Consider the following 26,675-nt stretch of genomic DNA (forward strand, 5'->3'; position numbering starts at 1 on the left):
AACACTCAGCCGCTTTCCAATTTCCCGGTAACTAAAACCCTCGCGTAAGTATGCCTCTATCTGGTATCTTTGTCCTTCGATCAACTGCTTGTAACTCATGGTAACTACTCTTGTTTTTTGGCGATTACAGAGTACCACCAACAGGCAGTTGATCTCTCCTCACCGATTAACCATGAGTGGTGCACTTATTATCTGAATTCGGGCTTAACAATTTATTACGACGCACTAAAAAAAGCGTCAAAACAGTGCGATAACGTACCAGATACCACCACCAAGTGGTTATCGCTGGTGGAGTCAACCTTGTTTGAATTACAAGAGCTTGCTCACATGGAAAAAGCGTATATGCAGAAGTCAAAAACCATGAATAACTTGGTTGAGCTAGTATATTCCAGCGCGCCCAGTATGGAATAGCATAGCGCGTTTAGGTTTTGCGGTGAGGGGGAGCGTTTTACTCTAATTTTACGCTTCCCCCTTTTTATTATTTAGTATTAACTGCTGTGACAATACTGTAATGTACGGTGCGACGTTATCGTATAGTCATGCTGGTAGATATAGCAATTAATTAAGATAATTGGCCTGTTTGTTTTTCATAGTTATTTGAAGATAAATAGAATATAAAAAAGGGGAAGCGTATAGAATATACTTCCCCTTTTTTAATAAGTATAAACGTAAGTTGATTACAGTTCGTAAGTAAAACTTAATCCGTACACGCGTGGTTCACCGTACTGCACGTAAGTATGTGGCTGCCAACCGTCTAATGGGTTGTTACCAAATCTAAAGCCGCGTACTACAATATCTTCATCCGCTAGGTTTCTGCCCCAAGCTGTGAGTGACCAGTTATCACCGTAATAGCTTAAGCTGGCATTGATCAGGTTATGATTACCGGCTTGCTCGTTGTGACTATCCGAGAGGTAATAGTTGTCTTTACCTTCAACGCCAAGCGCTACTACTAGGTTATTCATTAGCTCGTAATTAACAGCAAATGAGTATTGATAGTTTGGTGCTTGTGCTTGATCGCGGCCGTCTAAGTTAATGCCACTTGCTGCAACAAAATCTTCTATTTCTGTTTCCAAATAGCCTGCGCTATAGGTAAAGCCAAGGCGCTCGTTGTAACTAAAGGTGCCTTCTAGCTCTAGTCCATAGTTGCTGCCTTCACTGGCGTTATCGATATAGCCTGCAAATTGCTGGTTAGATACTTGCCACTGCTTTAGTTGAATGTCATCACGCTGCATATAAAATGCAGTAACACGTACAAGGTGACGCTTATCTTCAGATTGCCCTTTCACGCCGAACTCGGCATTCCAGACATACTCTGGGTCAAAATAATGGTGCTCTGTGGGAATGTTTAACCCTTCGTCTTTGGCCTTTGCTAATGCTTCACCATTTACGCCACCAACCTTGTAACCACGAGATAAGCTGGTGTAGATCATAGTACGAGGGACAGCTTGGTATTCAAGTGCGACTTTACCGCCCCACATCAAGTCATCGGTTGCGATGGTGAAGCCATTGCTGTCTAAGTAATCAGCGTCGTATTGTTCTGCGCGTAGGCCGCCAATCAAGCGAGTTTTATCTGATAGGTGATGCACGTACTGGCCAAATATAGCTTTGCTTTCGATTGAATAGGCAGAAGTAAACGGTGTAGCAAGCCAAGTATAGTGGCGGGTTAGATCAACGTCGTTACGCTTGGCATACATGCCAACTACCCAGTCGCTCTGCTTATCTTTGATTAAAAACTCAATATCGCCTTTTTCATAATTACGGGCATAAACATCGGTTGAGCTATATCCTTCAGGGTGTAATCCCGCGCCGCAGAGTGCAGGTTTACTTGGGTCGTTACATACCCAGTCTTCATCAAAGCTATAGAGGGCATCAGCGTCTAATCCTGATACTTTAAACTCAACATCAAACAAGTCTGAGCGTGTATATTTGCCACGAAAAGCAAAAGCGTCAGACTCTAGGTTATCTTGCCCAGGTTCATCAGCAACACTATTGCGCGAATTATCTAAAGTAAAGCCATCATAACCGTTGTCAGTATCGATATGATGGAAAGTAAACTCTAACGCAAGGTTGTCGCTGACCTGAGAGTTAAGTTTTAGTCTAGCGGCTTGCTCATCTTGCGTTTGCGTGGGCTTATTGAGATAAAGATTATCAACATAGCCGTCGGATTCTCGTTGATATAAGCTCACTCGTGCAGCAGTGTTATCGCTAAGCCCAGCGCCTGCGGCAATACCAGCTTCATAACTGCCATAGTTGCCTGCGCCAAGTTTTAGTTTTAGTGAGGGTGCAGTTGTTGCCATTTGAGTATTTACTTCAACAATACCTGCCAAGGCATCAGAGCCAAACTTGGTACCTTGAGGGCCGCGATACACCACGACTGACTCGGTATCAAAGAGTAGCGCGCTGCCACCTAATCCCGAGTAGTTAATGCCGTCAATCAATAAACCGACGCTAGGATAAATAGGATCAACAAATTGTGAACGCAAACCTACGCCACGAATTTGCATAAAACGGCCACGAGACGCGCCTGCGGTAAAGTTAACATTGGCAGTTGCACCAAGGATCTCATCTAAGTATTGGGCACCACGCTTGGTGATGGTTAGTTCATCAACAACCGAAGCGCTAGCACTGAGTGTTTGGATGGTTTCATTTTGAAAGTCACCAGTAACAACGATGGTTTCCAAGTCATCATCGGCAAGTACATGATGAGAGAAAAGTGGCAATAGTGCCAACGTGATCGTAGAGAGTTTTAACTTCATGCTTAATCTTTGTCCCATTTTTAATTGGGCACAGTTTAGCAAAAGCCAGACCAGTTAACAGTGAAATTATGTTATATCTTAGCCCATTAATTTTAATGCAATAGGTGTTGATATGAGTTTTAAGCTTGATTTTAAAGTGCGTGACTATGAATGTGATTTACAAGGTATCGTCAATAATAGTGTGTATTTTAATTATTTAGAACATGCAAGGCATGAGTTTTTGTTGGCTCATAACGTTGACTTTGCAGCACTTGCTGAGCAGAAAGTGAACTTGGTGGTGATCCGCAGTGAAATGAATTACAAAGATTCATTGCGCCCAGGTGATGACTTTTATGTTGAAGTCACCCTTGAGCGAGAAAGTAGGGTGAAGTTTGCATTTAAGCAAAAAATAATCAGAACCCATGATAATAAGTTGATGTTAGATGCGCTAATCACTGGCACTTCAGTTAACGAACGTGGCAGACCTTTTTTACCGGATGCTATCACACACTTATTTGATTAAATAAATGCCGAAAAAGTCATTTTTACAGAATTTTACTGCAATTATTGCCCAATGAAACGTTATAATAAGTATTGGGCATAAAATAGATGGTTTACCATGAAATTCATCAGCATAATTTGCGCAGTTATTGCGCTTAGTGGATGTGTCTCAACAGGGAAGGTAGACACGCAAGCGCTTAAGTATTCTAGTTGGCAGCTTCGCAGCATAAATGGCCAGCCACTTACACAATCACAGGACGCATCTTCAGAGAGTATGCAAGCGATTGACATTCGTTTTATAGACGCGTTGCAAGTCAATGGGTTTGCTGGGTGTAATCGCTTTTTTGGTGAAGGTGAAATTGTTGATGGGCAATTAATCGTCAAAAATCTAGGGATGACCCGTAAGTACTGTGGTGAGGATGTGGCTAAAGTTGAGTCACAGCTGATTAATCAGTTACAAATCGGCGTATTGCTTGAGGTTGAGGCTAATATACTGACCTTAAAGGGAAAACCTGAATTTACTTTTGTTAAACAATAAGCCAAAACCCCACATACCAGTGTGAATGCTGGCGACAATACTTGCGAGCGTTGATGTAAGTAAGTAGACTGGCGCTAATTCGTTACTTGTCGGAGTGCCTCGAATTTTTACAGCAAGCCAGCTGCTAATCATTCAGGCTGAGATCGCATTTTGCGGGATCCGTGGACCTGATCAGGTTAATGCCTGCGTAGGGAACAAGACAGCAAACGTGTTGCGTTTGTCTGTAGCAATAGTGGTATATTGCTATCCACCTTACCCGAGGACTATCCTCGTCTCCTCCTTTTTGGAGATCTGACAAGACACCTTTGATGAAAGTAAGAGGAACGTCATGTCAAACAATAGTAGCAAGTTAAGTCGTCGTGAAGCACGAGCAGCTGCGGCAGAATTTATCCATAATCTTAAAGGCCAACCTTTCCCCAATTCTCATAAAGTCTATGTCGACGGCGACCAAGCCGGTGTGCGCGTTGGTATGCGTGAAATCACGCTCAGTGATTCGTTTGTTGGTGGCACCGAAGACAATCCGGTATTTGAATCAAACGACCCTATTCGTGTTTATGATACTTCAGGTCCATACACAGACCCTGAAGTACCGGTTGACGTTCGTGCTGGTCTTCCTAAATTTAGAGCGCAGTGGATAGTTGAGCGTGACGATACCGAAATGCTAGAGTCGGTGACGTCTCAGTTTTCCCAGCAGCGTATGGCGGATGAAGGGCTTGATCATATTCGCTTTGAACACCTACCTAAAATTCGTCGTGCCAAGGCGGGTAAAAATGTCACACAAATGCACTATGCACGCCAAGGGATAGTGACGCCAGAAATGGAATATGTGGCGATCCGTGAAAATATGGGGCGGGCTAAATTACGAGATGAGTTATTAGCACAGCAGCACAAAGGTCAATCGTTTGGAGCCAGTATTCCTGAGTTTATTACGCCTGAATTTGTCCGTGATGAAATTGCTCGTGGCCGCGCCGTACTGCCAAACAATATCAATCACCCTGAGACTGAACCGATGATCATCGGACGTAACTTCTTAGTAAAAGTTAACGCCAATATCGGTAACTCATCAGTGACCTCTTCTATCGAAGAAGAAGTCGAAAAGATGGTATGGTCGACTCGCTGGGGTGCAGATACCGTAATGGATCTGTCGACAGGGCGCTACATTCATGAAACTCGTGAGTGGGTGGTACGTAACTCTCCTGTGCCAATTGGTACTGTGCCAATCTATCAAGCACTAGAAAAAGTCAATGGCGTTGCCGAAGACCTAACATGGGAGATCTTCCGCGATACGCTAATTGAACAAGCTGAGCAAGGGGTAGATTACTTTACCATCCATGCTGGCGTACTGCTGCGTTATGTACCAATGACGGCAAAACGCGTCACCGGTATTGTGTCTCGCGGTGGTTCAATTATGGCGAAGTGGTGCCTAGCGCACCACAAAGAAAACTTCCTCTACACGCATTTTGAAGAGATCTGCGAGATCTTAAAGCAATACGATGTTTGCTTTTCATTAGGCGATGGCTTGCGCCCAGGCTCTATTGCCGATGCCAATGACGAAGCACAATTTAGTGAGCTACGCACTCTTGGTGAATTGACTAAGCTGGCGTGGAAGCATGACGTGCAAGTATTTATTGAAGGCCCAGGCCATGTACCGATGCAGATGATCAAAGAGAATATGGAAGAGCAGCTAAAGCATTGCGATGAAGCGCCATTTTACACGCTTGGTCCACTCACAACCGATATCGCTCCGGGTTATGATCACTTCACTTCAGGGATCGGTGCGGCGCAAATTGCTTGGTATGGCTGTGCGATGCTGTGCTATGTGACACCAAAAGAACACTTAGGCTTACCGAATAAAGAAGATGTAAAAGAAGGTTTGATCACCTACAAGATAGCAGCACATGCAGCGGATCTGGCAAAAGGCCATCCGGGTGCTCAAGTTCGTGACAATGCGTTGTCTAAAGCGCGTTTTGAGTTCCGCTGGCATGATCAATTTAATCTTGGTCTAGATCCTGACCGCGCCCGTGAATATCACGACGAAACATTGCCGCAAGAGTCGGGTAAAGTTGCGCATTTTTGCTCTATGTGTGGGCCAAAATTCTGCTCAATGAAGATCACGCAGGATGTACGTGACTACGCAAAAGCGCTAGAAGCACGAGGGATTGATCCGAATAATGTAGGTGAAGAGATCAGCATTAAAATGGTGGATGTTGAAGCTGAGATGAAAGCAAAGTCTGAAGAATTTAAGCAATCAGGCTCAGAGCTTTATCACAAAGCGATATGATACCACTTTGTCTTAATACTTGCTCAATTTGAGGGAGTAAATCTGACGCTAACTGCGTTAAAAGTTTCTTATTTAGAACAACTAAATAGCAAAACTTTTGCCTTGCCTACAGGACGTACGTACCTCGGCGTGAGCAGGGCGCGGAAGCGGTGTTATCGACAAGATTTTCTTGCCTCAAAATAGATCACTTAATAAAGCAAATTGGTATAACTCATCCCATCATAGCCACCTTGATGTCTGTGAGGTGGCTCATTTTAGGAGTGTAGCGATGTCTACTCAAGCACGTGTTGCTATCTTGGGTTTTGGTTTAACTGGGCGTATCGCCGCATTGATGCTTGCAAAGCGCTATCAGATCAGCGTATTTGAGCAAGCAGAGCAAGGTGCTGAGTCTTCAGCAGGTAGTGTCGCAGCGGCTATGTTAGCGCCGTTGGCTGAGTCTGTGATATGTACTGAAACTTTGGCGTTACAAGGGCTTGAGTCGATGAGGTTATGGCCGCAAATACTTGCTAAACTCGACAGCCCAGTCTTTTTTCAACAGCAAGGCTCACTAATTGTTGCCCATGCGCAAGATCGTGGTGACTTGGTGAGTTTTAAGCAGCGCTTAAAGCCGTTAAAAGAGCATCGTGCGGAAACGGTGAATGGTGCTCAAATAGCCGAACTTGAGCCGGAGTTGGGGGGCGTGTTCCACCAAGGCTTGTATTTACCTTGCGAAGGCCAACTGGATAATCAGGCGTTTTATCAAAGTAGTACTACAACACTACTGAAGCAAGGTGTAGAAATTAATTACGGGGTTCATTGTGATGAGGCGAAAAAAGCGCAGCTGAGTCACTCATATGATTGGGTTATTGATTGTCGCGGTCTTGGTGCAAAAGTAAAATGTGAAGGGCTTCGTGGCGTGCGTGGAGAAGTAGCGAGAATTTATGCCCCTGAAGTGACCTTGACTCGACCTGTGCGTTTGATGCACCCAAGGTACCCTATTTATATTGCACCCAAGCCGGATCACCAGTTCGTGATTGGTGCGACGGAAATTGAGTCGCAAGACAGCACAGAGATCACTGTGCGCTCTACACTTGAACTACTCTCTGCTGCTTATTCAGTGCATCGTGGATTTGCTGAAGCGCGAGTATTGTCCTTATTAGCCGGACTTAGGCCCGCATTTAAAGATAATCACCCCAAAATTGACCAACAAGGCAATGTGATCAGTATCAATGGTCTTTATCGGCACGGCTATCTGCTGGCACCACTTATTGTGCAACAAGCACTATCTAAGGAGTTATTATGAAAGTCGAATTTAATGGCGAAACGATTAATATCGACCACGAGCAAACTATTCAGGAGTTTATCACAGCCAAAGGTGCGAGGCCGCCTTTTGCCGTGGCACTCAATGGTACTTTTGTTTCTCGCACAGAGCTGCCAAGCGTGACACTGAACGACGGTGATAAGATTGAACTTTTATCACCAATTCAAGGAGGGTGATTTATGCAGTCTTTGGCTGATACGCCACTTACCATTTATGGTGAACAATTTACGAGTCGAATGCTAATTGGCTCAGCGCTTTATCCTTCTCCTGAAGTCATGCAGGCGGCTATCGCCACCTCGGGTGCTGAAATTGTTACTGTGTCGCTGAGACGCCAGCAAACAAAGCAGGCTGGTGATGACTTTTGGTCGCTAATCAAGGAGATGGGACTGCGCGTCTTGCCGAACACCGCAGGTTGTCACAGCGTAAAAGAAGCGGTGACACTGGCACAGATGTGTCGAGAAGTGTTTGCCACTGATTGGATTAAACTTGAACTTATTGGCGATGAATATAACCTGCAACCAGATCCAATTGCATTACTCGAAGCCACCGAAATCTTATTAAAAGACGGTTTTAAAGTGTTGCCTTATTGCACTGATGATTTGGTGTTGTGTCAGCGCTTGGATGCGTTAGGCTGCGAGGTTTTAATGCCTTGGGGCGCACCAATTGGTACAGGGAAAGGGCTGTTAAACCCATATAACTTGCAAACTATCCGCACACGTTTGCCTCATCAAACCTTGATTGTTGATGCCGGGCTTGGCCTGCCGTCTCATGCTTGTCAGGCACTTGAGTTGGGTTATGATGCGGTATTACTTAATTCGGCGGTGGCTGGGGCGGGTTGTCCCATTACTATGGCAAAAGCATTTGAAGCCAGCACAGTCGCAGGGCGTCTATCTTATTTAGCAAAAGCAATGCCGCAAAAAGAGGTGGCATCGCCCTCTACACCAACCCTTGGGATGCCTTTTTGGCATGCAAATTAACTTGAGTTGCGGATAACTACATAGGGAGCTTTTTTATGTCACATATTGTTTGGAGTATAGCAGGCTCTGATTCTGGTGGTGGTGCAGGCATTCAGGCTGATCTCAAAGCAACGCAGAGCTTTAATGTCCATTGTTGTACAGTAATAACGGCGCTAACCGCGCAAAATAGTTTAGGGGTTGAGGCGTTAAATCCTGTTTCTACTACAGTTATCGAATCTCAACTAACAGCACTTTCGCAAGATATGCCTGCGACAGTGATAAAAATTGGCATGCTTGCCAATGTGCAACAAATCCAACTTATTGCTGAGCATTTAACACATTACAAAGCGACATGGGTAACGCCGCCAATCGTGGTTTACGACCCTGTTGCCATTGCGACCAGTGGGGACGCGTTAACGGAAGAGGATACGGTTGATGCGTTAAAAACCCACTTGTTACCGCTGGTGGATGTTATAACGCCCAATACGCATGAAACTCAGCTGCTGACTGGCGTGTATTTAATTGGCCCGGAGGCGGTAAAAGAGGCGGCTGCCAGACTGCGAGAGTTCGGTGCAAAGTCGGTGATCATTAAAGGGGGACATTGGGATTACCCGAAAGGTTACTGCATTGATTATGGCGTAGAAGCGGATACTGAATATTGGCTCGGAAACGAAAAAATTCAAACACCACATAGTCATGGCACGGGGTGTAGTTTATCGTCAGTTATGGCATCGTGTATCGCTAAGGGCTACCCGTTTAAAGATGCCTTTATTCTTGGTAAAGCCTATATCAATGCGGGGTTAAAAGCGGCAATACGATATGGGGAAGGGGTGGGACCTGTTGCGCACACGGGATTCCCTGTGACGCTCAATGATTACCCTCAAGTGGTTGAAGCGGGATCTTGGCTTGCGGACGAATTAGAGTTTACCTTACCAGAGGAGTTTAACTTTGCCGCAGGTTTTGCAAGCATTGATGACCTCATTGGGCTTTATGCTGTGGTAGATAGCGCGAATTGGGTGGAAAAGTGCCTCGCGATGGGGGTCGATACGGTTCAGCTGCGGATTAAAGACTCAGAGCAAGCCAATCTTGAAGCAGAAATACAAACTGCCATAGCACTTGGACAAAAGTACGGTGCAAAGGTGTTTATTAATGACTATTGGCAGTTAGCAATTAAACACGGTGCGTATGGCATTCATTTAGGCCAAGAGGATATTGATAAAGCAAACCTAGCTGCTATTCAAGAAGCGGGGCTGCGCTTAGGTATTTCTACCCATGGTTTTTATGAAATGCTCCGAGCGCATAACTATCGTCCCAGTTATTTGGCTTTTGGTGCAATTTATCCAACGACAACCAAAGACATGACAGGTCAAATCCAAGGGCTTGAAAAGCTGACGCACTTTGTTCCTTTGATGGAGCCTGTCTATCCAACCGTCGCCATTGGTGGTATTGATCTTAGCCGAGCACAGGAAGTGGCTGCTACAGGCGTGTCTAGCATTGCGGTGGTCAGAGCAATTACTGAAGCCCAAGACCCACAGCAAGCTGTACTTGAACTAAAACAGGCGATGACACAGCATGACTGAGCTGAGTGACAAAGAGCGACTAAGATACAGTCGCCATTTGCTATTAAAAGAGGTCGGCGAACAAGGACAGTTGGCTTTAAAGCAGGCACATGTTGCCGTTGTTGGGTGCGGCGGACTGGGAAGTCCCGCGCTGTTTTATCTTGCTGCCAGTGGCATTGGTAAGCTTACATTTATTGATCACGATGAAGTTGAGTTGTCTAACCTACAGCGGCAAATTTTGTATAAAGTGAATCACTTAGGCCAGCAAAAGGCTAAAGCTGCGGGAAAGGTGCTGGCGAGTCTCAATAACGACATAACACTTACGCCTATCAATGGGCTCTTGACCCAAGAAAATATAGCTGAGTTGCTTAGTGAGGCCGATGTTATATTAGATTGTAGTGATAACTTTACTACCCGTTATTTGCTCAATAAGTACTGTTATCAAACAAATAAGGTGCTGATAGCTGGCGCAGCTATTGCCACCCAAGGCCAACTAATGTGCTTTGATTTTAGAACCAAGTCACCTTGCTATGCTTGTATTTTTCCAACAGACTCACAAGCTCCAACGGAAAACTGCGGTAACTTTGGCGTATTGAGTCCAATACTTGGGATCATTGGCGCGCAGCAGGCATTACTTGCTGTAAACGTGCTACTTGGACATCATCAAGGGAGTTACTTTTCTTACATAGATGCGCTGACACTAGTTCAGCACCAATTACTACTAGTCAAGGAAGATAGCTGTAGCGAGTGCAGCTAATCATAACCGTTGTATAAGGTTAAATAGTAATACATAAAGCCAAAAAAAACCCAATTATTAAAATTCATTTAATGATTGGGGTTTATTTAAAAATGAAGTTTATTCTAAGCTAAAGCAATTTTACTTTGAACGGAGCTATTTCCGAAGCCAAACTGTGCCATTACTAAATTCAATTTGCTGGCAATTGTTCGTAATCTTAAAGGTAATATTGTTAGCAGTGCCCTCTAGCTTAGATATAACCCCAGGTGTTTTTTCTAAAGCTTCATTAATGAATAAAAGCTTTTCTCCTTTTTGTGTGACATAAGCTTCCTTTCCTTTCCTTCACTTTGACAAACGCTAGTACAGATGTAACTACCTGAAACATTGGCATAACCTTGCTCATTCATAATACATTGAGCAACAGAGCCTGTAGCAGTAAAAAGTGAAACAAGAGTGAGCACTGATTGTAGAGTACTTTTCATTTAACTATCCTTTTATAGGTCAAAACCTATAACTACGAAGTTATTTCAACGTTGTCAATGCTACTTTCTCTGTGCTGTGGAGTTACTTTAGATAAGGGGAAAAGTTAAAATTTAATATTGTTTCTAAGTACCGAACTTTAATTATTAGCTGCCCAAATATTTGAGTTCTAAAAAGTGGTCTAAACGACATCTTTGAAAACTTAAATATGGAAGCCTGTAGTGAGGAAAAACAGGCCGCCACATTCACAGTAATTTACTCTGCTATTTTTGCAAACGGTGTACCCATACGTGTTACTGTTTCTGGGTTTTGACCGTCAAGGAAGTCCGCTTTTTCAGCGCCCCACGCTAAGATCACTGTTGAGCCGAGCTTAAAGCGACCCATTTCTTCGCCTTTTTTCAGCTTAATTGCATTGTCACCAGTCTCTGGATATGTCCAAGTAAACACATCTCTACCCGCAGGCGGAGTGACGGTCCCTGCCCAAATAGTTTCAATACTGGCAACTATGGTTGCACCCACCAATACCATAGAAAGAGGTCCAATTTCAGTATCAAAAATGGCAACTACACGTTCGTTGCGTGCAAATAAGTTAGGTACATTTTGTGCGGTCAAAGGATTTACCGAAAATAAATCACCAGGCACATAAATCATCTTGCGCAGTGTGCCATCAATTGGCATATGAATACGGTGATAATCTTTAGGGGCAAGATAGATAGTGGCAAACTTACCACCTATATAAGGGGTAAAATCTTCCTCTTTGCCGCCAAGTAAAGTTTGCAGGCTATAGTTGTGGCCTTTAGCTTGGATGATTTGACCATCGACAACGTCACCTAACTGGCTAATCGCACCATCAACAGGGTGAGCTAAAATATTGCTTTCTTCAGCAAGAGGACGGATCCCTGGTTTCAAAGGGCGAGTGAAAAACTCGTTGAAGGTTTTGTAGTGAGCTGGATCTTCGTGCAGAGCCTCACTCATGTCGATTTTATATTGTTTGATAAATAGCTTAATAAGCTTTGTTGTTAATGCACCGGCTTCTGCTGCTGCAAGCTTACCAACCAAACGAGAAACCGCATGTTTAGGTAATGCATACTGCATGGCAATTTTTAGTTTATCCAAATTCACTTTTAACAGTTCCTAATTGTAGTCTTGCCACTAAGGTACTTAGTAGCCGCTGGGCTCAACGGGTTGAGCCAATTTAGCAAATATTATCAGACTCTCGGAGCTCGCGCACCTGCGCGACCATCTGCCATAGACTCTAAAATGCGGTGGTAGCTTTCAAAGCGCAGTTCGCTGATTTTTCCTTCATCGACGGCTTCTTGGATAAGGCACCCGGGATCATTGAGGTGTTTGCAGTCTCTAAAACGACAACCTCCAATAAATTCTCTAAACTCTTTAAAACACCAAGTCACTCGCTCAACTTCTAGATGCCATAAGCCAAACTCACGGATCCCCGGGCTATCAATTAAGTTTCCGCCAGAGGGGAGGTGATGTAAGCGTGATACTGTTGTTGTATGTTGCCCTAAGCCGCTATTTTCGGAGACTTCTTTGGTCAGGATATCGGCATTTGGGAGTACAGTATTAACGAGCGTCGATTTACCCACACCAGATTGACCAACAAAAATATTATTTTTGTCTTCTAAGATATGTTTCAGCTCATCTATGCCTTCACCTGATTTGGTGCTGACTAACAGCACGCGATAACCAAGCTCACGATAGATATCTAACACTTCATCAACGTAATCCAAGCTTTCTTGGTCGAGCAAGTCAATTTTGTTTAGTAACAAAATTGGCTCAATCCCCATGTCTTCACAAGCAACCAAATAGCGGTCAATGATCTGTGGGGTAAACTCAGGCACAACAGCTGATACCATCAATATCTGATCGATATTGGCAGCGACGACTTTCACACCATCATAAAAGTCGGGGCGAGTAAGTTGTGTACGTCTTTCATGTACAGCCTCAATGACTCCGGCTAGGTCACCATCACTGACCTTGGCACGACGAAAAATAACTTCGTCACCGCAAACCAAGCTGCTCACGGTGCGGCGTATATTACAACGCAAAATCTCTTGCTCTGTGGTTTCTATATCTGCATGTTGCCCGAAGCGGCTGATCACCACTGCCGCTTCTGTTGGTCCTAGGTTGTCATTTTGCCATGAAACATCAGACACTTCTGTCCCTTTCGCTTTATCGATACGCTTCTGATGATTAGCTCTAATCCGTCGGGATTGGCCTTTACTGAGTTTCTTTTTCTTTGCCATGTCTATAATCTGTTTAAGCTTGAGCGTGCAGAGCGTTTAAATTTAGGCTATAAATCAATAAAACGCCGTGCATGGTAAAAAAAGCTTTAGGTCGAGTGTTTAAACTAATATGATATATCTAATTGCATTGGATCTAAAGGAAAGTACCGCTAAGGTAATGTATGTCTTTTCATGAATCAAACTTGATCTGGCTCGATCTCGAGATGACGGGGCTGGAACCAAAAACAGATAAAATCTTAGAAATCGCGACGGTGATAACAGATGGTGATCTCAATATTTTAGCTGAAGGTCCTGTAGTGGCAATTCATCAAAGTAATGAGCTCCTTGATGGAATGGATGAGTGGTGTACTAATCAACACGGTCGTTCAGGTCTTACCGATCGCTGTAAAGCCAGTAAATACACAGAAGCCGATGCAATCAAGCAGACGTTGGACTTTTTGAAAGAGTGGGTACCACCAGGTGCTTCACCAATGTGCGGTAATTCGATTGGGCAAGACCGTCGATTCCTCAACAAATACATGCCAGAGCTAGAAGCTTACTTCCACTATCGCAACCTAGATGTAAGTACAATAAAAGAGCTAGCAAGACGTTGGAAACCTGAGTTATTAGGTGAAATTAAAAAGAAAAGCTCCCATTTAGCCTTAGATGACATCAAAGATTCCATTATGGAATTAAAGGTGTATCAAGAAAAATTCTTCAAAGTTTAAAAAAATACTTGCAAAGCAAATTTTATCTTGTAGAATCCTGCCCCGCTTGAGACGACAAGCCCTGCGGGGTTTTTAGCCCAAGCGTGGCACTAGCTCAGCTGCAGTAGGTAATCAACGCGACCTTGCGTAGTTACCGACAAGTCCAGAGCTAAATATTGTGATGCGGCACTAGCTCAGCTGGTAGAGCGCGACCTTGCCAAGGTCGAGGTCACGAGTTCGAACCTCGTGTGCCGCTCCAAACTTCTCAGTTTATATTCGACTGAAAAAATAAAGAATATAATGTGATGCAGCACTGGCTCAGCTGCAGTAGGTAATCAACGCGACCTTGCGTAGTTACCGACAAATCCAGAGCTAAATATTGTGATGCGGCACTAGCTCAGCTGGTAGAGCGCGACCTTGCCAAGGTCGAGGTCACGAGTTCGAACCTCGTGTGCCGCTCCAAACCTATCAGTTTGTATTCGACTGTAAAAAGTAAAGAATATATTGTGATGCGGCACTGGCTCAGCTGCAGTAGGTAATCAACGCGACCTTGCGTAGTTACCGACAAATCCAGAGCTAAATATTGTGATGCGGCACTAGCTCAGCTGGTAGAGCGCGACCTTGCCAAGGTCGAGGTCACGAGTTCGAACCTCGTGTGCCGCTCCAAACCCCTCAGTTTATATTCGACTGAAAAAATACAGAATATGATGTAATGCGGCACTAGCTCAGCTGCAGTAGGTAATCAACGCGACCTTGCGTAGTTACCAACAAATCCAGAGCTAAATATTGTGATGCGGCACTAGCTCAGCTGGTAGAGCGCGACCTTGCCAAGGTCGAGGTCACGAGTTCGAACCTCGTGTGCCGCTCCAACTTTTCTAAATTTCTATATTCATCAAACACTTCCTATTTGCTTTTAAAATATACCCATATTCCACCAAATTTTTGCAATAAACTGATTGCTTAATTTTAGTTCGGCACGTAAAATACGCGCTCTTTCGGCCCTACTATTATCGTTCCTTGCCTTACCCCGACTGGCCGAAACGGGACAAGGCTATACTAACCGTAAGGAATATCCATGCGTCATTACGAAATCGTATTCATGGTTCACCCAGATCAAAGTGAGCAAGTACCTGGTATGATCGAGCGTTATACTGGTGCTATCACTGAAGCTGGCGGTACTATCCACCGTCTAGAAGACTGGGGTCGTCGTCAACTGGCTTACCCAATCGAAAAGCTTCACAAAGCACACTATGTTCTATTGAACGTTGAAGCACCAACTGAAGTAATCAACGAGCTTGAAACTTCTTTCCGCTACAACGATGCAGTGCTTCGTAACCTAGTTATGCGTACTAAAAATGCAGTAACTGAAGCATCTCCTCTTGCAAAAGAAGAGAAAAAAGAAGCAGCTTCTGCTTAATCGTTGTTGATTTCGGATTTGACTAACCTTTCGAGGTAATGGTGAGTACTCAGGTTGACCTGTATACCAATCAATATCTGCTCTCGGGCGTGATTTGTAAAACACCTAAATTTAGTCAAAGCCCAGCTGGGATCCCGCACTGTATATTTGTACTTGAGCACAAATCAATGCAGCTAGAGGCTGACCTAACTCGAAATGCCTACGTGCGTATTCAAGTGGTTGCCAGTGGAGAACAGTTCCGAAACCAAACTGAGCATTTATACGTTGGGCAAGCATTACAAGTTCGCGGTTTTATAAATCGCCACGAGAGCCGAAATGGCTTAAGTCAGCTAGTATTGCACGCACAACATATTGAAAGAATTAATTGAGGAAATTACTCATGGCACGTTATTTCAGACGTCGTAAGTTCTGCCGTTTCAAAGCGGAAGGCGTACAACAAATTGATTACAAAGATCTGGCTACTCTTAGAAACTACGTAACAGAAAGTGGCAAAATCGTACCTAGCCGTATCACAGGTACTAGCGCTAAATACCAGCGTCAGCTAGCAACTGCTATTAAGCGTGCTCGCTACCTAGCCCTTCTTCCATACACTGACTTACACAAGTAAGCAGCTGATTACTAGTTTTTAAAAGGTGTAGAGACATGCAAGTTATTCTACTAGACAAAATTGCAAACCTAGGTAGCCTAGGTGATCAGGTTAATGTTAAATCTGGCTTCGCACGTAACTTCTTATTCCCTAAGGGTAAAGCAGTTCCTGCAACTAAAGCTAACATTGAAACTTTCGAAGCACGTCGCGCTGAGCTTGAAGCGAAAATCGCTGAAGAGCTAGTTGCTGCACAGGCACGCGCTGAAAAACTAGAAGCACTAGCTGAAGTAACTCTAGTTTCTAAAGCGGGTGACGAAGGTAAGCTATTCGGTTCTATCGGTACTCGCGATATTGCTGATGCTATCTCTGCAGTAGGTGTTGAGGTATCTAAGTCAGAAGTTCGTCTACCTCTTGGTACTATCCGTGAGACTGGCGAGTTCGACGTAGCTATCCAAGTACACTCTGACGTTACAGCTACGATCAAAGTAATCGTAATCGCTGAAGCTTAATTTTTAATTAAGCCCAAAAAAGCCGTGTGTTTTTATACACGGCTTTTTATCACTTAATTGACCTATATTAAGTGCCCCTTCAAAAAAAATCATAATAATAATCTTATTCATACCAATTTCAGGTATGACATGGATGATCCTCTCGCTAACGGATACCTCGAAAAACGAGGTAGTTCAGTTGTAATATGGTGTAATAGGTTTCCTTTCTAGAAACTTTTGCTTCATGTTATGTTTACATATTATAGGCTTGTCCTTTTCTTTGTCTTTTGTCTGTCATAAAGTAAGTCTAATGACAGCGCTATCAAATTGGTGGTGGAATATATAAATGCCTGTGAATAAAGGTTTTACATTAACTGAGTTGTTAATAGCAGTGGCTATCGTGACGATTACAGCAAGCTTTGCATATCCGTCGTATGTGCAATACGTTCAAGATGCAAATCGTTCTCAAGCACAGCAACAATTGCTAGAAACTGCTGCTGTGATAGAGCGCATTTATAGTCGCAATGGTGGCTACCCTGATGCGGACTTGATGCCTAATTTGCCACAATCAGATCTGTATTCCTTCGCTTACATTCCACTAGATAAACCTAATGGTGCTGTAGGTCAGTACCGAAACTTAAGCTATCGGCTCACTGCCACACCAATAGCAGGTAAAGCACAAGCAGCAGATAGATGTGGTGTGTTAAGTATTAACCATCAGGGAAACCAAGGAGCAAATAATAATGACTGTTGGTAAGTGTCGCCGCGGCTTTACCTTGCTTGAGCTGTTAATCTCTATGGCCATTTTAGCCATTTTGGCTTCAGTAGCTGCACCTAGTTTTATTAAGCAAATTCAGCAAGATAGAGTGACTACTCATGCCAATGAATTACAGGCCATCTTTCGTTTAGCTAGGAGCGAAGCCGTCAGACGTGAACAACAAGTTGCTTTGGTTATTGAAAGTGGTGATTGGGTAATTAAAACGACAGAAAATGGTCAGTTAACAGAAGTGGGCCGTTTTACGATTAAACACAGCTCAATAGAAGTGGCATTGGCAGACCAAATAGTACGCGAAAGTGGTGAAGTATTAGCGACAAATAATATACTTATTACAGATAACCTGACAAATACGCAGGACTACCGGTTGTGCGTACTGGTGAGCGGTCAGAGTTGGTTAGGTGAGGCAGAGCAAAATTGCAGCTAAATAAAGGGTTTTCACTTATTGAGGTTGTGGTGTCGATGTTAGTGGCGGGGTTGATGCTGCTAGGCCTTGCTGCAACACAATTAAAGTCACTGCAGTTTGCATCCAATAGTTTTCAATACACTATGGCATTAATACATGGGCAAAACGCGATTGAAAGAATGTGGCCTTTGCTGTGTGAGTTACAGCACAATAATGGTGATATGACTGCGGCAAACCCTTTGATCCAGCAACTACATCCAATTGATGATCGTTTTACGCTAATTCTGCCTGCGATTTATAGTAACAAAATGCAGATTACGGTGAGCTGGCAGGATAACAGAGTAGACAATCCTGCAGAAAATCAAGTTTCTTTAACTGCTAGCTATCCAAATGTTGCGAATACATGCCCACCACCGCCAGGAGGTAGCTGATGAGCCATAAAGGATATACTTTGCTTGAGCTGATGATTGCTATGGTGGTTGGCCTGATATTAGTTACAGGAATAGCTGCATCTTACACGTCAATTAAAGAGACTGTAACAACAAGCCAGAGACTTGCTGCTTCACAAGAAATCATTCGCTACACCAATCGGGTACTGATGCGCAGCATTAAACAGACACAAAGTATCCCTACAGTGTCCGCGACAGATATTCGTATCGATCAGTTAGCTGGTGTCCCTGCTTGTGATGGTAGCGTTCCGTCAACTGATTATACTGAGCGTTACTTTTTACAAGGTGAGTATTTAGTATGTGACCGTGGCAGCGGAGATGTGAATTTATTAAAAGGCGTGACAGGGTTGGCATTTACCATCAATGGCCAGCTGATCACGGTGACAATCCAAGGTAATCGTTTTCCTTTGCAGTATGGTGCAGGCATACAAATGAATTTTTACGCTGGATTAGGTAGCTAATACAATGAAACAACAACAAGGTTTTACACTAGTAAAGGTGATGCTGCTTGGTGGCATGGCGAGTGTTGTCGTATTTGCTTCTCTCAAGGAAGGTGTTGTACAAGAGAGATTAAGCGGTAATTTCCAAAAAGATATTAATGCCCGATTAGTAGCTGAGCAGGGGATAAGAGAATACCGCCAGCGATTGGAGCAGTCATTAATAAATAACCCGACGAGTGTTGCTCAATTGGTTGCTGGCGTTAGTACAACAGGTGATGGTGCCATCAATGACTCGCGTTTTAATATATCGGTAACCACAAGTGGTAATGAGTTCAGCGTTGAAAGTTTAGGTCAACGCTATGGTGAACATGCCAATCATAGATTAGTTGCACGCTTTGAGCTACAGCCAGCCCCAAAGGCATCTATTTTTCAAAATGCGGTAACAGGCTGTAAAGGTGTTAACCTATCAGGTAGTGGCGCAGTAGACAGCTATGATTCATCAAAAGGCACTTACGAAGAAACCAAAAGCAACGATGGCGATGTGCATACTGTAGTTGGTGATGCTGATGTAGTGCTGTCTGGACATTCGCCAATTAAAGGTGATGTGCAAGCATCCGGGATAGTCTATTTAAAAGGTTCATCCCCGATCCTTGGCGATGTAAGATCGAATACTGGGGTGGATATTTCGCCTTCATCCAGTGGTATTCGAGTTGAGGGTAATGTCTATAGCCGTGGCTTTTTCAAACATAGAGGTGGAAAAATAACTGGCTATGTTCGCGCAATGGGAGATGCGCAAATGGAGTGGGGCGCTGAGATACTTAATCAGCAGGGGGATGCTTTTGACATCCAGTATGCCGGTAGTGGTCAATTTAAAGATACAGGGCTACAGCTACAAGATGGAGTGCATTACTCGGATCCTAGGTTTAGGGTGCAAGATTTAGTGGTTGAGCCGGTAAAAGTCTATGATCCAGATTCTCCAGATTATGATCCGGCTAAGCCCAATAAAGAATGTGATCCGCTCGCTTTGCCGTTCAACATGAATAGTATTATCGATCCTAATAATCAATATACAGATTTACAGGTTGGCGCCCGACAGATCTTACACTTTAAGCCAAAGCAGGCGGTGTATGAGCGTAATGGCACTCATGTTTATGTCGCCAAAGAAAAAGCAATTTACTTATTTCAAGGCATCGATCAAAACTTAGGAGCTGCAACAGAACGCACTCAGCTAGCATTTCCATTTAAAAGTTTAAAGCTTGGTTCTGATGGTCAAATAAAGGTCTCAGGCGGTGATGTGATCTGGCTGGTTGATGGTGACATGACATTATCGGGGAACACCCAAATTTGGATCGAAAAAGGCAGCTCGCTCACTGTTTTTACTACGGGAAAAGTGTCAATTGGTGCAAGTGCAAAAGTAGTCGCAGAGCAAGAGGGGTTGACTGAGAGCGGATTACCAGTATTTAGTGTTTACTCCTCTTTTGATGAGCCAAATGGATTTGTGTTTAGCGGGGCCTCTTCTTTGTACGCTGCAATTTACTCGCCTTTGACTACTATCTTACTAAATGGCAGTGGACAATTTTATGGGACAGTTCGAGGCGCTTCAATTACTGGTACTGGCGGCACAGGGATTCACTTTGACCAAGCACTGAAAAATGCAGGAATTGGTGTGCAGCCACCATCAGGTGGAAAGCCGAAGTTGATCTTCAAAGGCTGGCACTACAAACCGTATGAGGTTGAAGATCAAGAAGCATCAAATTGATACCATTCATTCGCATAAGCAAATTGGTATTATTTGAGTTGTTGCACATTTTTTTATCTTTCTTTAAACCATTTCTCATTTAGCTTGCGTCTAAACCTGTACTTATACCAATTAGTCTTGATACTTGCTCAAAATAGAAAGTTTAGTTAAGCAATTTGGTATTAAAGAAAAAGCTGAAATGAGTAATTGGGCGTTGGTGGCTTTGTTTGTTTCATGTGATATGCGAAGATGAAGGTATCAACCCAAAGGAACAAACGCATGATAATTAATGCCAAAGCGGCATTTTCACAAGAACAAACTGATGCGCTAGTGGCTAGATGTCAACAGGGGGATCAAGGTGCATTCCGTGAGCTATTTGAACAGCACCACCGTCGAGTTTATGCATTATGCCTGAGATTGTTAGCTGAGCCTGCTCACGCGGAAGATGCTTGTCAGGAAGTTTTTGTGCAAGTGTGGCAAAAGATTGATCAATTTAAAGGGCAATCACAATTTTCGACCTGGCTCCACAGTGTGGCGAGTAATATTGCTATCAGCTACCTTCGAAAGCAAAAAAACTGGTTTCAAAAGGTGGTGAGCTTTGAACAATCGGGGCTTGATGAACAAGGTGCTGAGCAACTTGGAGAGCTAAACGGATTGGACAAACTGATTGTGAGATTACCTGAGCGTGCGCGATTGGTTTTTGTATTACATGCCGTTGAAGGGTATCGCCACGAGGAAATTGCCAATATGTTGAATATGGCTGTAGGTTCGAGTAAATCGCAATATCACAGAGCCAGAAATCTATTACAGGAGTGGTACAACAATGACTAAACCATCATTTGATGAATTTATGCATACCGCACTGAATGATGAGCAGTCGCAGCCAGCACCGCAGCGCGATTTATGGCAAGGTGTTGAGCGCGCGATTAATCAAGCGCAGCCTGTGCAGTCGCCAAAACAAAGTAATTGGCAAAAGCTTTCTGGTATTGCCGCTTGCACTTTTGCGGGTCTTCTTGCTTGGCAAGTAATAATGAGTCAACCAAAGCAGGATTCATTGGCAAATATCAGTGCTTTTTTTGAGCAGCAAAAACAATCTTTGCTTGTGCAGTATGAGACGCAACCAGCCCTAACCTCAGATTGGCAAACTCAGTTGCAAGAACTTGAACAAGCTGAGCTGGCTGTAAAGCTTGCGTTAAAGCAAGACCCTGAAAACGCTGCATTACTAAATATGCTTGCTCAGGTTTATCAACAGCAACTCGATTTAATTAATAAGGTTCATGAACCTCGTTGGCAACAAATTTAGGAGAACTAAAATGAAAGCATTAATTTTTGGCCTTGCAGCACTGCCAACATTAGTATTGGCTGGAGAATCTATCGATAAAGAACTGTCCATCCCTGCTAACGGCAAAGTTATTATTGAGAACCAACGTGGTGATGTCATCATTAAAACATGGGATAAAAACCTGTTTAAGGTGAGCGGCAAGCTTGATGATAAGGCCGAAGGCTATAAGTTAGAGACCTCGGGTGAGATCACAGAGTTTATCGTAGAAATGCCAAAACGCTACAATAGCTGGGGAACAGGTGGTGGCTCGAATTTAACGATTTATATGCCGAGTACCAGCGAGCTTGATTTTGAAGGTGTTATTGTTGATGTCGAAGCGGCGGAGTTAACCGCAGGAGCCAGTATCAAAACAGTGAACGGTAATATCAAAGTCAATAAGATCAGCGGCAAGATCTCACTAGAAACTGTAAATGGCGACATAGATAGCCAAGAGTTAAATGGTAATATTCAGTTTGAAACAGTAAATGGTGATATTGAGGATGTAGCTTCCAATGGGAAACTGCGATTTAACGCCGTGAACGGTGAAATTAAAACGCAAACTACAGCAACGGAGTTACGTCTAGAAAACGTAAATGGTGAAGTTGAGCTAAAAATGGCGGAGCTGAAAGATTTACGTTTATCGACCGTAAATGGTGAGATTGAACTCTACACCAACAAGCTTTTAGATAATGCGGCAATTAACATGGAGAGTGTGAGCGGAGACATTGCACTATATTTCCCGAGTGATGTGTCAGCTCGATTTGAAATAAATGCTCATTCAGGTGGACGCATAACCAACGAATTAAGCGATGATGAGACAAAAAAAGCCAAATATGGCCCAGCCAGCTCTCTTGAGTTTGTATTAAACGGTGGTAATGCTGATGTTGAAATCGACACTGTCAGTGGCAATATTGAATTAAAACGAAAATAATCACGCATGATGGATACAAGCACCACAAAAGGCCAGAGTTTAACTAAACTCTGGCCTTTTGTGGTTTGCACTTGTAAGTAGACCAGATACAATAGAGGGCCTTCTCTTTTTCAATGTTGTGATATGGCTAAATCAGATCTACAAGTCGATACCTTAAAAGTTCCTCCGCACTCAATTGAAGCCGAGCAGTCCGTGTTGGGCGGTTTGATGCTCGATAATGAAGCGTTTGACCGTGTTGCGGAATTGGTGGTTTCCCATGACTTTTATACCAGAACCCACAAACTGATTTTTGAGGCTATGGAGAAGTTGGTAGAGTTAGGTCAACCTATCGATTTAATCACGATTTCTGAAAACCTTGAGAAAAACAACCAGCTAGAAACCATAGGTGGTTTTTCTTATCTTGCTGAAATTGCAAAAAATACCCCCAGTGCAGCAAATATCGACGCCTACGCGAGTATCGTACGTGAACGTGCGGTAGTACGTGAAATGATAGGGGTAGCCAATGAAATCGCAGAGGCTGGTTTCAACCCTGAAGGACGTGACAGTCACGAGCTCTTAGATTTAGCAGAAAGCAAGGTGTTCAAGATTGCTGAGCAGCGCACCAAGAGCACTGAGGGACCACAAAGCATTCATAACATCTTAGAAAAAACTGTAGATAAAATTGAAGAGCTATACCAGTCTCCTCAAGACGGTGTTACAGGAGTGAGTACTGGATATGGTGATCTGGATAAGATGACTGCGGGTATGCAGCCTTCAGATCTTATTATCGTTGCCGCGCGTCCATCGATGGGTAAAACCACATTTGCGATGAACCTCGCTGAACATGCTGCGATGACGCAGGATAAACCTGTACTGATCTACTCGCTAGAGATGCCCTCAGAACAAATCATGATGAGGATGCTTGCTTCTTTAGGTCGTATCAACCAAACCAAAGTACGTACAGGGCAATTAGATGATGATGATTGGGCTCGTCTATCATCAACCATGGGGCTGCTAATGGAAAAGGGCAAGATGTATATTGATGATGCGTCGGGTCTTACCCCCACGGATGTACGCTCAAGAGCAAGACGTATTGCCCGCGATCATGGTGGGATCAGTATGATCATGGTGGATTATCTCCAGCTTATGCGCGTGCCTAGCTTATCTGACAATCGTACACTTGAAATTGCAGAGATCTCTCGTTCACTAAAAGCCCTTGCCAAAGAACTCCAGTGCCCAGTTATTGCGCTCTCTCAGCTTAACCGTACACTAGAACAGCGTGCTGACAAGCGCCCTGTAAACTCTGACCTCCGTGAATCTGGCTCCATCGAGCAGGATGCCGACTTAATCATGTTTATTTATCGCGATGAGGTTTACAACGACGATAGTCCCGACAAGGGAACCGCGGAGATCATTATAGGTAAGCAGCGTAACGGTCCAATTGGTAAGGTTAGGTTAACTTTCCAAGGTCAATACTCTCGATTTGATAACTATGCAGGCCCTGCAATAGACGACGAATATTAATCTTCAATTGAGTAGTAATATGCGATTAGCAAGTGCTGAGATAAATTTAACCGCGCTAAAAGAGAACTTGAAGTTAACACAACAGTTAGCACCAAACAGTAAAGTCATGGCTGTACTTAAAGCCAATGCTTATGGACATGGACTTGTTAAAATAGCACAGCACCTCCAAGATGCAGATGCCTTTGCTGTGGCTAGAGTGGACGAGGCGTTAGCACTGAGAACGGGTGGGATCACAAAGCCAATTGTGCTGTTAGAGGGTTTTTTTGATCCCTCAGATTTACCTATTTTACTAGCCAATAACTTGCAAACCATTGTTCATGACATTTCTCAGCTCGAAGCCATTGAGCAGGCAAACCTAGATGCACCGCTTACGGTCTGGCTAAAAATCGATACTGGCATGCACCGCTTAGGGGTGGAGCCAGAAGAGTTTGAACACTTTTACTCTCGTCTTAAACGCTCTAAAAATGTGGCCGAACAAATCCATCTCATGACGCATTTTGCCTGTGCTGATGATACAAAAGATAGTAAAACACAAGAGCAGCAAACGCTGTTTGATACGTTAGTGTCTGGTAACAGCGCGCCACTATGCTTGGCAAACTCAGCTGGTATAATTGGTTGGCCCAGCTCTCACGGGAACTGGATCCGTCCAGGACTTATGCTTTATGGCGTATCTCCGATGCTAGATTGCGTTGGTAACCAACATGGTTTACAACCCGTGATGCGATTGACCACCAAAGTTATCGCGATTAAGCGCGTTAAAGCCCATCAGGCAGTAGGCTACGGTGGACGTTGGCAAAGTGAGCAGGATACCTACCTTGCAGTAATAGGAATGGGCTACGGAGATGGTTATCCTCGTCATGCAAAGCAAGGTACACCTGTGGTGATCAGAAATAAACGTTACGGTATTGTCGGCTCTGTATCTATGGATATGATCAGTGTGAATATCGGTAACAACTTAGATGATATTGCTGTCGGGGATGAAGTCGAGATGTGGGGGCCTCACTTACCGGTGGAAGAAATTGCACAATGTGCGGATACTATCGCTTATGAATTACTCTGTAATGTCACGCCCAGAGTCAGTTATGAATATATCACCTAAGCGATATTGAAGAGTAGGAGTTAAACTGGGTTTTAACTCCTTTGCCCCTGTAATGTCGCTACGATGCGTCTTGCACCACCGTAGTCGCGATGTTCCCCTAAATAGATACCCTGCCAAGTACCTAACCGCAAACAACCTTGATAAATTGGGAGCGTCACTTCGCAACCTAAGGTACTCGACTTAATATGTGCCGGCATGTCGTCATCACCTTCGTAGTCATGGCGATAATAACTCTGTTTCTGCGGTACAAAGTGATTAAAGTGGCTCTCCATGTCCATACGCACTGTAGGATCTGCATTTTCGTTCACCGTCAGGCTGGCTGAGGTATGCTGAATAAATAGATGCAGCAACCCCACCTCATAATGATGTAATTCTGGTAGCTGGCTGATGATTTCATCATCAATTAAATGGAAGCCTCGATTACGAGGCTTTAGAGTTATTTGTTTTTGGATCCAACTCATAGACTACAGAAACATCTTTTCGTCACTGAGCGAGCTTATCGAAGCTGACTTCAATATTGGCATTCCCATCAGCAGAGGTAAAAGGCATAATGAGTTTAGGGCCATCACACTTATGGGTGATAGTATGCCCTGCACCAGAAACAACAATAGGGGTTGCCATATCAAACTCATAACCCTTTTCGCCAAGTAAATTTTTGGCACCGCCTGTAACCATATTGGTGATTTCGCCAACCATATCAGTGACGTCTTCGTTTATTGAATCAGGTCGTTCACCAAGCATCCGCTCCATAATAGTCAATGCTAGGTTTTCTTCAAATGTGATGGAAAATGAGCCTTTTGTTTGTGGGCCAACCATACCAATTACACCCGAGACATCACCCTGTGCTACCTCATCTTTTTTGACTTTTGGCTTACCAGGGGTTAGCTCAGTTTGTGCCATAGTAGCTAATACATTGATAAGAGATGATAAAAAGGGGTTGATGAATTCTACATTCATATGGATTTTCCCTTACGCATTTTAAATAAATTTGTGTTGCTGTTTTTATTAAGTGTAGTGTTTTTTTACTCCACTGCACTTAATCTTTACAATTTTCGCAACGGCCATGAGCTTCTATGGTCTGCTCGGTGACTATAAACCCCGTTTCAGCTGCTAGGTTGTTTAGTTCATGAGAAATCGTATTAGAGTGTAACTCTTGAACGTTTCCACAGCTGTCACAGATCAGTAATTGCACGGGGTGCATATGGTCGAAATGATGGCAAAGCATAAACGCATTGGTACTTTCGATTTTATGGATAAAGCCCAACTCAGAAAGGAAATCCAGTGCGCGATAGACGGTTGCAGGCTTTGCTGCGGGCTCTGTCAGCTTTAGCTCTTCAAGGAGATCATAAGCACCTACACCACCTTGCTTTGAGGCTAGTAGTCGAAACACTTTCTCTCTAATTGGGGTAAAACGTGCACCACGGTTATCACATACTTGCTTGGCTTTGCTAACTAGTAACTCTATATTCATGATTTCAAATCCTTACAC

Annotated in this window: 32 protein-coding genes, 4 tRNA genes and 1 riboswitch; of the genes, 28 read left to right on the plus strand and 8 right to left on the minus strand. The window is 43.7% G+C overall.

Annotated features, from left to right (window positions below; translation table 11 throughout):
• A partial coding sequence (locus F9Y84_RS22505) for a helix-turn-helix domain-containing protein (RefSeq protein ID WP_168756741.1) occupies positions 1 to 99 on the minus strand: 99 nt, incomplete at its 3' end.
• A gap of 93 nt (positions 100 to 192) precedes the next feature.
• Here F9Y84_RS22505 and F9Y84_RS03660 point away from each other — a divergent pair.
• A complete protein-coding gene (locus F9Y84_RS03660) occupies positions 193 to 411 on the plus strand; it encodes a hypothetical protein (protein ID WP_211091547.1) in 219 nt (72 codons plus the stop codon).
• A gap of 266 nt (positions 412 to 677) precedes the next feature.
• Here the strand turns inward: F9Y84_RS03660 and F9Y84_RS03665 are convergent, their stop codons facing one another.
• Complete coding sequence (locus tag F9Y84_RS03665; RefSeq protein ID WP_147391332.1) at positions 678 to 2,756, minus strand: TonB-dependent receptor; 2,079 nt, start codon at positions 2,754 to 2,756, stop codon at positions 678 to 680.
• A gap of 112 nt (positions 2,757 to 2,868) precedes the next feature.
• Here F9Y84_RS03665 and F9Y84_RS03670 point away from each other — a divergent pair, with 112 nt between their 5' ends.
• The 8 genes from F9Y84_RS03670 to F9Y84_RS03705 all read left to right on the plus strand — a co-directional run bounded on the left by F9Y84_RS03670 (position 2,869) and on the right by F9Y84_RS03705 (position 10,627).
• On the plus strand, positions 2,869 to 3,258 hold the full coding sequence (locus F9Y84_RS03670; RefSeq protein WP_125252253.1) for an acyl-CoA thioesterase: 390 nt from the start codon (positions 2,869 to 2,871) through the stop codon (positions 3,256 to 3,258).
• A gap of 96 nt (positions 3,259 to 3,354) precedes the next feature.
• The gene (locus F9Y84_RS03675) at positions 3,355 to 3,774 is read left to right on the plus strand and encodes an META domain-containing protein (protein ID WP_125252252.1); all 420 of its coding nucleotides are present in this window, start codon (positions 3,355 to 3,357) and stop codon (positions 3,772 to 3,774) included.
• A gap of 80 nt (positions 3,775 to 3,854) precedes the next feature.
• Positions 3,855 to 3,985, plus strand: a riboswitch (TPP riboswitch).
• 117 nt (positions 3,986 to 4,102) lie between these two features.
• Positions 4,103 to 6,055: a phosphomethylpyrimidine synthase ThiC gene (gene thiC, locus F9Y84_RS03680; protein ID WP_147391331.1), complete on the plus strand. Its 1,953-nt coding sequence runs from the start codon at positions 4,103 to 4,105 to the stop codon at positions 6,053 to 6,055.
• A gap of 268 nt (positions 6,056 to 6,323) precedes the next feature.
• Positions 6,324 to 7,337, plus strand: a complete 1,014-nt coding sequence (locus tag F9Y84_RS03685; protein WP_147391247.1) for an FAD-dependent oxidoreductase — start codon at positions 6,324 to 6,326, stop codon at positions 7,335 to 7,337.
• Positions 7,334 to 7,531, plus strand: coding sequence for a sulfur carrier protein ThiS (gene thiS, locus F9Y84_RS03690; RefSeq protein ID WP_125252249.1), 198 nt, complete (start codon positions 7,334 to 7,336; stop codon positions 7,529 to 7,531). The genes F9Y84_RS03685 and thiS overlap by 4 nt, the downstream gene beginning before the upstream one ends.
• A gap of 3 nt (positions 7,532 to 7,534) precedes the next feature.
• Positions 7,535 to 8,332: a thiazole synthase gene (locus tag F9Y84_RS03695; protein ID WP_128731280.1), complete on the plus strand. Its 798-nt coding sequence runs from the start codon at positions 7,535 to 7,537 to the stop codon at positions 8,330 to 8,332.
• 35 nt (positions 8,333 to 8,367) lie between these two features.
• Positions 8,368 to 9,891, plus strand: coding sequence for a thiamine phosphate synthase (gene thiE / locus F9Y84_RS03700; RefSeq protein ID WP_147391246.1), 1,524 nt, complete (start codon positions 8,368 to 8,370; stop codon positions 9,889 to 9,891).
• On the plus strand, positions 9,884 to 10,627 hold the full coding sequence (locus F9Y84_RS03705) for a HesA/MoeB/ThiF family protein (protein ID WP_147391245.1): 744 nt from the start codon (positions 9,884 to 9,886) through the stop codon (positions 10,625 to 10,627). Before thiE ends, F9Y84_RS03705 begins: the two co-directional genes overlap by 8 nt.
• A gap of 254 nt (positions 10,628 to 10,881) precedes the next feature.
• Here F9Y84_RS03705 and F9Y84_RS03710 read toward each other — a convergent pair whose 3' ends face one another.
• The 3 genes from F9Y84_RS03710 to rsgA form a co-directional block, all read right to left on the minus strand.
• Positions 10,882 to 11,088, minus strand: a complete 207-nt coding sequence (locus tag F9Y84_RS03710; protein ID WP_147391244.1) for a hypothetical protein — start codon at positions 11,086 to 11,088, stop codon at positions 10,882 to 10,884.
• Positions 11,089 to 11,341: 253 nt separating this feature from the next.
• Complete coding sequence (gene asd / locus F9Y84_RS03715; protein WP_128731277.1) at positions 11,342 to 12,208, minus strand: archaetidylserine decarboxylase; 867 nt, start codon at positions 12,206 to 12,208, stop codon at positions 11,342 to 11,344.
• An 86-nt stretch (positions 12,209 to 12,294) separates the two neighbouring features.
• The gene (gene rsgA, locus F9Y84_RS03720; RefSeq protein WP_147391243.1) at positions 12,295 to 13,347 is read right to left on the minus strand and encodes a small ribosomal subunit biogenesis GTPase RsgA; all 1,053 of its coding nucleotides are present in this window, start codon (positions 13,345 to 13,347) and stop codon (positions 12,295 to 12,297) included.
• 161 nt (positions 13,348 to 13,508) lie between these two features.
• On the opposite strand from rsgA, the gene orn reads away from it, so the two are divergent.
• The 19 genes from orn to alr all read left to right on the plus strand — a co-directional run bounded on the left by orn (position 13,509) and on the right by alr (position 25,186).
• Positions 13,509 to 14,054 (plus strand): oligoribonuclease, encoded by a 546-nt coding sequence (gene orn, locus F9Y84_RS03725; protein WP_125252243.1) that lies wholly within the window; start codon positions 13,509 to 13,511, stop codon positions 14,052 to 14,054.
• Between the two features lie 162 nt (positions 14,055 to 14,216).
• Positions 14,217 to 14,292, plus strand: a tRNA-Gly gene (locus tag F9Y84_RS03730).
• A gap of 127 nt (positions 14,293 to 14,419) precedes the next feature.
• Positions 14,420 to 14,495: transfer RNA gene (locus tag F9Y84_RS03735), tRNA-Gly, on the plus strand.
• A 128-nt stretch (positions 14,496 to 14,623) separates the two neighbouring features.
• Positions 14,624 to 14,699, plus strand: a tRNA-Gly gene (locus tag F9Y84_RS03740).
• A gap of 127 nt (positions 14,700 to 14,826) precedes the next feature.
• Positions 14,827 to 14,902 (plus strand) — tRNA-Gly (locus F9Y84_RS03745).
• Between the two features lie 206 nt (positions 14,903 to 15,108).
• Entirely contained in the window at positions 15,109 to 15,450 is a 342-nt protein-coding gene (gene rpsF / locus F9Y84_RS03750) for a 30S ribosomal protein S6 (RefSeq protein WP_010368810.1), read from the plus strand.
• A gap of 38 nt (positions 15,451 to 15,488) precedes the next feature.
• A complete protein-coding gene (priB, locus tag F9Y84_RS03755) occupies positions 15,489 to 15,818 on the plus strand; it encodes a primosomal replication protein N (protein WP_088531731.1) in 330 nt (109 codons plus the stop codon).
• A gap of 11 nt (positions 15,819 to 15,829) precedes the next feature.
• Entirely contained in the window at positions 15,830 to 16,057 is a 228-nt protein-coding gene (rpsR, locus tag F9Y84_RS03760) for a 30S ribosomal protein S18 (RefSeq protein WP_002962753.1), read from the plus strand.
• Positions 16,058 to 16,092: 35 nt separating this feature from the next.
• Positions 16,093 to 16,545 carry a 50S ribosomal protein L9 gene (gene rplI / locus F9Y84_RS03765; protein WP_099640397.1) on the plus strand — a complete coding sequence of 151 codons (453 nt, stop codon included), beginning with the start codon at positions 16,093 to 16,095 and terminating at the stop codon, positions 16,543 to 16,545.
• Positions 16,546 to 16,870: 325 nt separating this feature from the next.
• Positions 16,871 to 17,281, plus strand: coding sequence for a type IV pilin protein (locus F9Y84_RS03770; RefSeq protein ID WP_125250983.1), 411 nt, complete (start codon positions 16,871 to 16,873; stop codon positions 17,279 to 17,281).
• On the plus strand, positions 17,268 to 17,726 hold the full coding sequence (locus F9Y84_RS03775) for a GspH/FimT family pseudopilin (protein ID WP_128731275.1): 459 nt from the start codon (positions 17,268 to 17,270) through the stop codon (positions 17,724 to 17,726). Before F9Y84_RS03770 ends, F9Y84_RS03775 begins: the two co-directional genes overlap by 14 nt.
• Positions 17,717 to 18,136, plus strand: a complete 420-nt coding sequence (locus tag F9Y84_RS03780) for a type IV pilus modification PilV family protein (protein ID WP_147390762.1) — start codon at positions 17,717 to 17,719, stop codon at positions 18,134 to 18,136. The genes F9Y84_RS03775 and F9Y84_RS03780 overlap by 10 nt, the downstream gene beginning before the upstream one ends.
• Entirely contained in the window at positions 18,136 to 18,615 is a 480-nt protein-coding gene (locus tag F9Y84_RS03785) for a PilW family protein (protein WP_147390763.1), read from the plus strand. Before F9Y84_RS03780 ends, F9Y84_RS03785 begins: the two co-directional genes overlap by 1 nt.
• Positions 18,616 to 18,619: 4 nt before the next feature.
• Positions 18,620 to 20,353 carry a DUF7305 domain-containing protein gene (locus F9Y84_RS03790; protein WP_147390764.1) on the plus strand — a complete coding sequence of 578 codons (1,734 nt, stop codon included), beginning with the start codon at positions 18,620 to 18,622 and terminating at the stop codon, positions 20,351 to 20,353.
• A gap of 258 nt (positions 20,354 to 20,611) precedes the next feature.
• Positions 20,612 to 21,163 carry an RNA polymerase sigma factor gene (locus F9Y84_RS03795; RefSeq protein ID WP_125250988.1) on the plus strand — a complete coding sequence of 184 codons (552 nt, stop codon included), beginning with the start codon at positions 20,612 to 20,614 and terminating at the stop codon, positions 21,161 to 21,163.
• Positions 21,156 to 21,635 carry a hypothetical protein gene (locus F9Y84_RS03800; protein ID WP_147390765.1) on the plus strand — a complete coding sequence of 160 codons (480 nt, stop codon included), beginning with the start codon at positions 21,156 to 21,158 and terminating at the stop codon, positions 21,633 to 21,635. Before F9Y84_RS03795 ends, F9Y84_RS03800 begins: the two co-directional genes overlap by 8 nt.
• Positions 21,636 to 21,645: 10 nt before the next feature.
• Positions 21,646 to 22,584, plus strand: coding sequence for a DUF4097 family beta strand repeat-containing protein (locus tag F9Y84_RS03805; protein ID WP_147390766.1), 939 nt, complete (start codon positions 21,646 to 21,648; stop codon positions 22,582 to 22,584).
• Between the two features lie 123 nt (positions 22,585 to 22,707).
• Positions 22,708 to 24,087: a replicative DNA helicase gene (gene dnaB, locus F9Y84_RS03810; RefSeq protein ID WP_125250991.1), complete on the plus strand. Its 1,380-nt coding sequence runs from the start codon at positions 22,708 to 22,710 to the stop codon at positions 24,085 to 24,087.
• Between the two features lie 19 nt (positions 24,088 to 24,106).
• A complete protein-coding gene (gene alr, locus F9Y84_RS03815) occupies positions 24,107 to 25,186 on the plus strand; it encodes an alanine racemase (protein ID WP_128732449.1) in 1,080 nt (359 codons plus the stop codon).
• A 32-nt stretch (positions 25,187 to 25,218) separates the two neighbouring features.
• Here alr and F9Y84_RS03820 read toward each other — a convergent pair whose 3' ends face one another.
• The 3 genes from F9Y84_RS03820 to zur form a co-directional block, all read right to left on the minus strand.
• Entirely contained in the window at positions 25,219 to 25,647 is a 429-nt protein-coding gene (locus F9Y84_RS03820) for a secondary thiamine-phosphate synthase enzyme YjbQ (protein WP_125250993.1), read from the minus strand.
• 22 nt (positions 25,648 to 25,669) lie between these two features.
• Positions 25,670 to 26,143: a chemotaxis protein CheX gene (locus tag F9Y84_RS03825; RefSeq protein WP_125250994.1), complete on the minus strand. Its 474-nt coding sequence runs from the start codon at positions 26,141 to 26,143 to the stop codon at positions 25,670 to 25,672.
• 79 nt (positions 26,144 to 26,222) lie between these two features.
• Entirely contained in the window at positions 26,223 to 26,657 is a 435-nt protein-coding gene (gene zur / locus F9Y84_RS03830) for a zinc uptake transcriptional repressor Zur (RefSeq protein WP_125250995.1), read from the minus strand.
• Positions 26,658 to 26,675 lie beyond the last annotated feature (18 nt).

The sequence above is a fragment of the Pseudoalteromonas peptidolytica genome, from assembly GCF_012641745.1.
Taxonomy (GTDB): Bacteria; Pseudomonadota; Gammaproteobacteria; order Enterobacterales; family Alteromonadaceae; genus Pseudoalteromonas; species Pseudoalteromonas peptidolytica.

Bases quoted from the DNA above. Each gene is read 5' to 3' on its own strand.
- F9Y84_RS03665 (WP_147391332.1), bottom strand. From the start codon at position 2,756: ATGAAGTTAAAACTCTCTACGATCACGTTGGCACTATTGCCACTTTTC.
- zur (WP_125250995.1), bottom strand. From the start codon at position 26,657: ATGAATATAGAGTTACTAGTTAGCAAAGCCAAGCAAGTATGTGATAAC.
- orn (WP_125252243.1), top strand. From the start codon at position 13,509: ATGTCTTTTCATGAATCAAACTTGATCTGGCTCGATCTCGAGATGACG.
- priB (WP_088531731.1), top strand. From the start codon at position 15,489: ATGGTGAGTACTCAGGTTGACCTGTATACCAATCAATATCTGCTCTCG.
- rsgA (WP_147391243.1), bottom strand. From the start codon at position 13,347: ATGGCAAAGAAAAAGAAACTCAGTAAAGGCCAATCCCGACGGATTAGA.
- rplI (WP_099640397.1), top strand. From the start codon at position 16,093: ATGCAAGTTATTCTACTAGACAAAATTGCAAACCTAGGTAGCCTAGGT.
- F9Y84_RS03795 (WP_125250988.1), top strand. From the start codon at position 20,612: ATGATAATTAATGCCAAAGCGGCATTTTCACAAGAACAAACTGATGCG.
- thiS (WP_125252249.1), top strand. From the start codon at position 7,334: ATGAAAGTCGAATTTAATGGCGAAACGATTAATATCGACCACGAGCAA.
- F9Y84_RS03820 (WP_125250993.1), bottom strand. From the start codon at position 25,647: ATGAGTTGGATCCAAAAACAAATAACTCTAAAGCCTCGTAATCGAGGC.
- F9Y84_RS03785 (WP_147390763.1), top strand. From the start codon at position 18,136: ATGAGCCATAAAGGATATACTTTGCTTGAGCTGATGATTGCTATGGTG.
- F9Y84_RS03695 (WP_128731280.1), top strand. From the start codon at position 7,535: ATGCAGTCTTTGGCTGATACGCCACTTACCATTTATGGTGAACAATTT.
- F9Y84_RS03670 (WP_125252253.1), top strand. From the start codon at position 2,869: ATGAGTTTTAAGCTTGATTTTAAAGTGCGTGACTATGAATGTGATTTA.
- thiC (WP_147391331.1), top strand. From the start codon at position 4,103: ATGTCAAACAATAGTAGCAAGTTAAGTCGTCGTGAAGCACGAGCAGCT.
- rpsF (WP_010368810.1), top strand. From the start codon at position 15,109: ATGCGTCATTACGAAATCGTATTCATGGTTCACCCAGATCAAAGTGAG.
- F9Y84_RS03825 (WP_125250994.1), bottom strand. From the start codon at position 26,143: ATGAATGTAGAATTCATCAACCCCTTTTTATCATCTCTTATCAATGTA.
- F9Y84_RS03685 (WP_147391247.1), top strand. From the start codon at position 6,324: ATGTCTACTCAAGCACGTGTTGCTATCTTGGGTTTTGGTTTAACTGGG.
- rpsR (WP_002962753.1), top strand. From the start codon at position 15,830: ATGGCACGTTATTTCAGACGTCGTAAGTTCTGCCGTTTCAAAGCGGAA.
- thiE (WP_147391246.1), top strand. From the start codon at position 8,368: ATGTCACATATTGTTTGGAGTATAGCAGGCTCTGATTCTGGTGGTGGT.
- F9Y84_RS03805 (WP_147390766.1), top strand. From the start codon at position 21,646: ATGAAAGCATTAATTTTTGGCCTTGCAGCACTGCCAACATTAGTATTG.
- F9Y84_RS03800 (WP_147390765.1), top strand. From the start codon at position 21,156: ATGACTAAACCATCATTTGATGAATTTATGCATACCGCACTGAATGAT.
- F9Y84_RS03710 (WP_147391244.1), bottom strand. From the start codon at position 11,088: ATGAAAAGTACTCTACAATCAGTGCTCACTCTTGTTTCACTTTTTACT.
- F9Y84_RS03770 (WP_125250983.1), top strand. From the start codon at position 16,871: ATGCCTGTGAATAAAGGTTTTACATTAACTGAGTTGTTAATAGCAGTG.
- F9Y84_RS03775 (WP_128731275.1), top strand. From the start codon at position 17,268: ATGACTGTTGGTAAGTGTCGCCGCGGCTTTACCTTGCTTGAGCTGTTA.
- alr (WP_128732449.1), top strand. From the start codon at position 24,107: ATGCGATTAGCAAGTGCTGAGATAAATTTAACCGCGCTAAAAGAGAAC.
- F9Y84_RS03675 (WP_125252252.1), top strand. From the start codon at position 3,355: ATGAAATTCATCAGCATAATTTGCGCAGTTATTGCGCTTAGTGGATGT.
- F9Y84_RS03790 (WP_147390764.1), top strand. From the start codon at position 18,620: ATGAAACAACAACAAGGTTTTACACTAGTAAAGGTGATGCTGCTTGGT.
- F9Y84_RS03705 (WP_147391245.1), top strand. From the start codon at position 9,884: ATGACTGAGCTGAGTGACAAAGAGCGACTAAGATACAGTCGCCATTTG.
- dnaB (WP_125250991.1), top strand. From the start codon at position 22,708: ATGGCTAAATCAGATCTACAAGTCGATACCTTAAAAGTTCCTCCGCAC.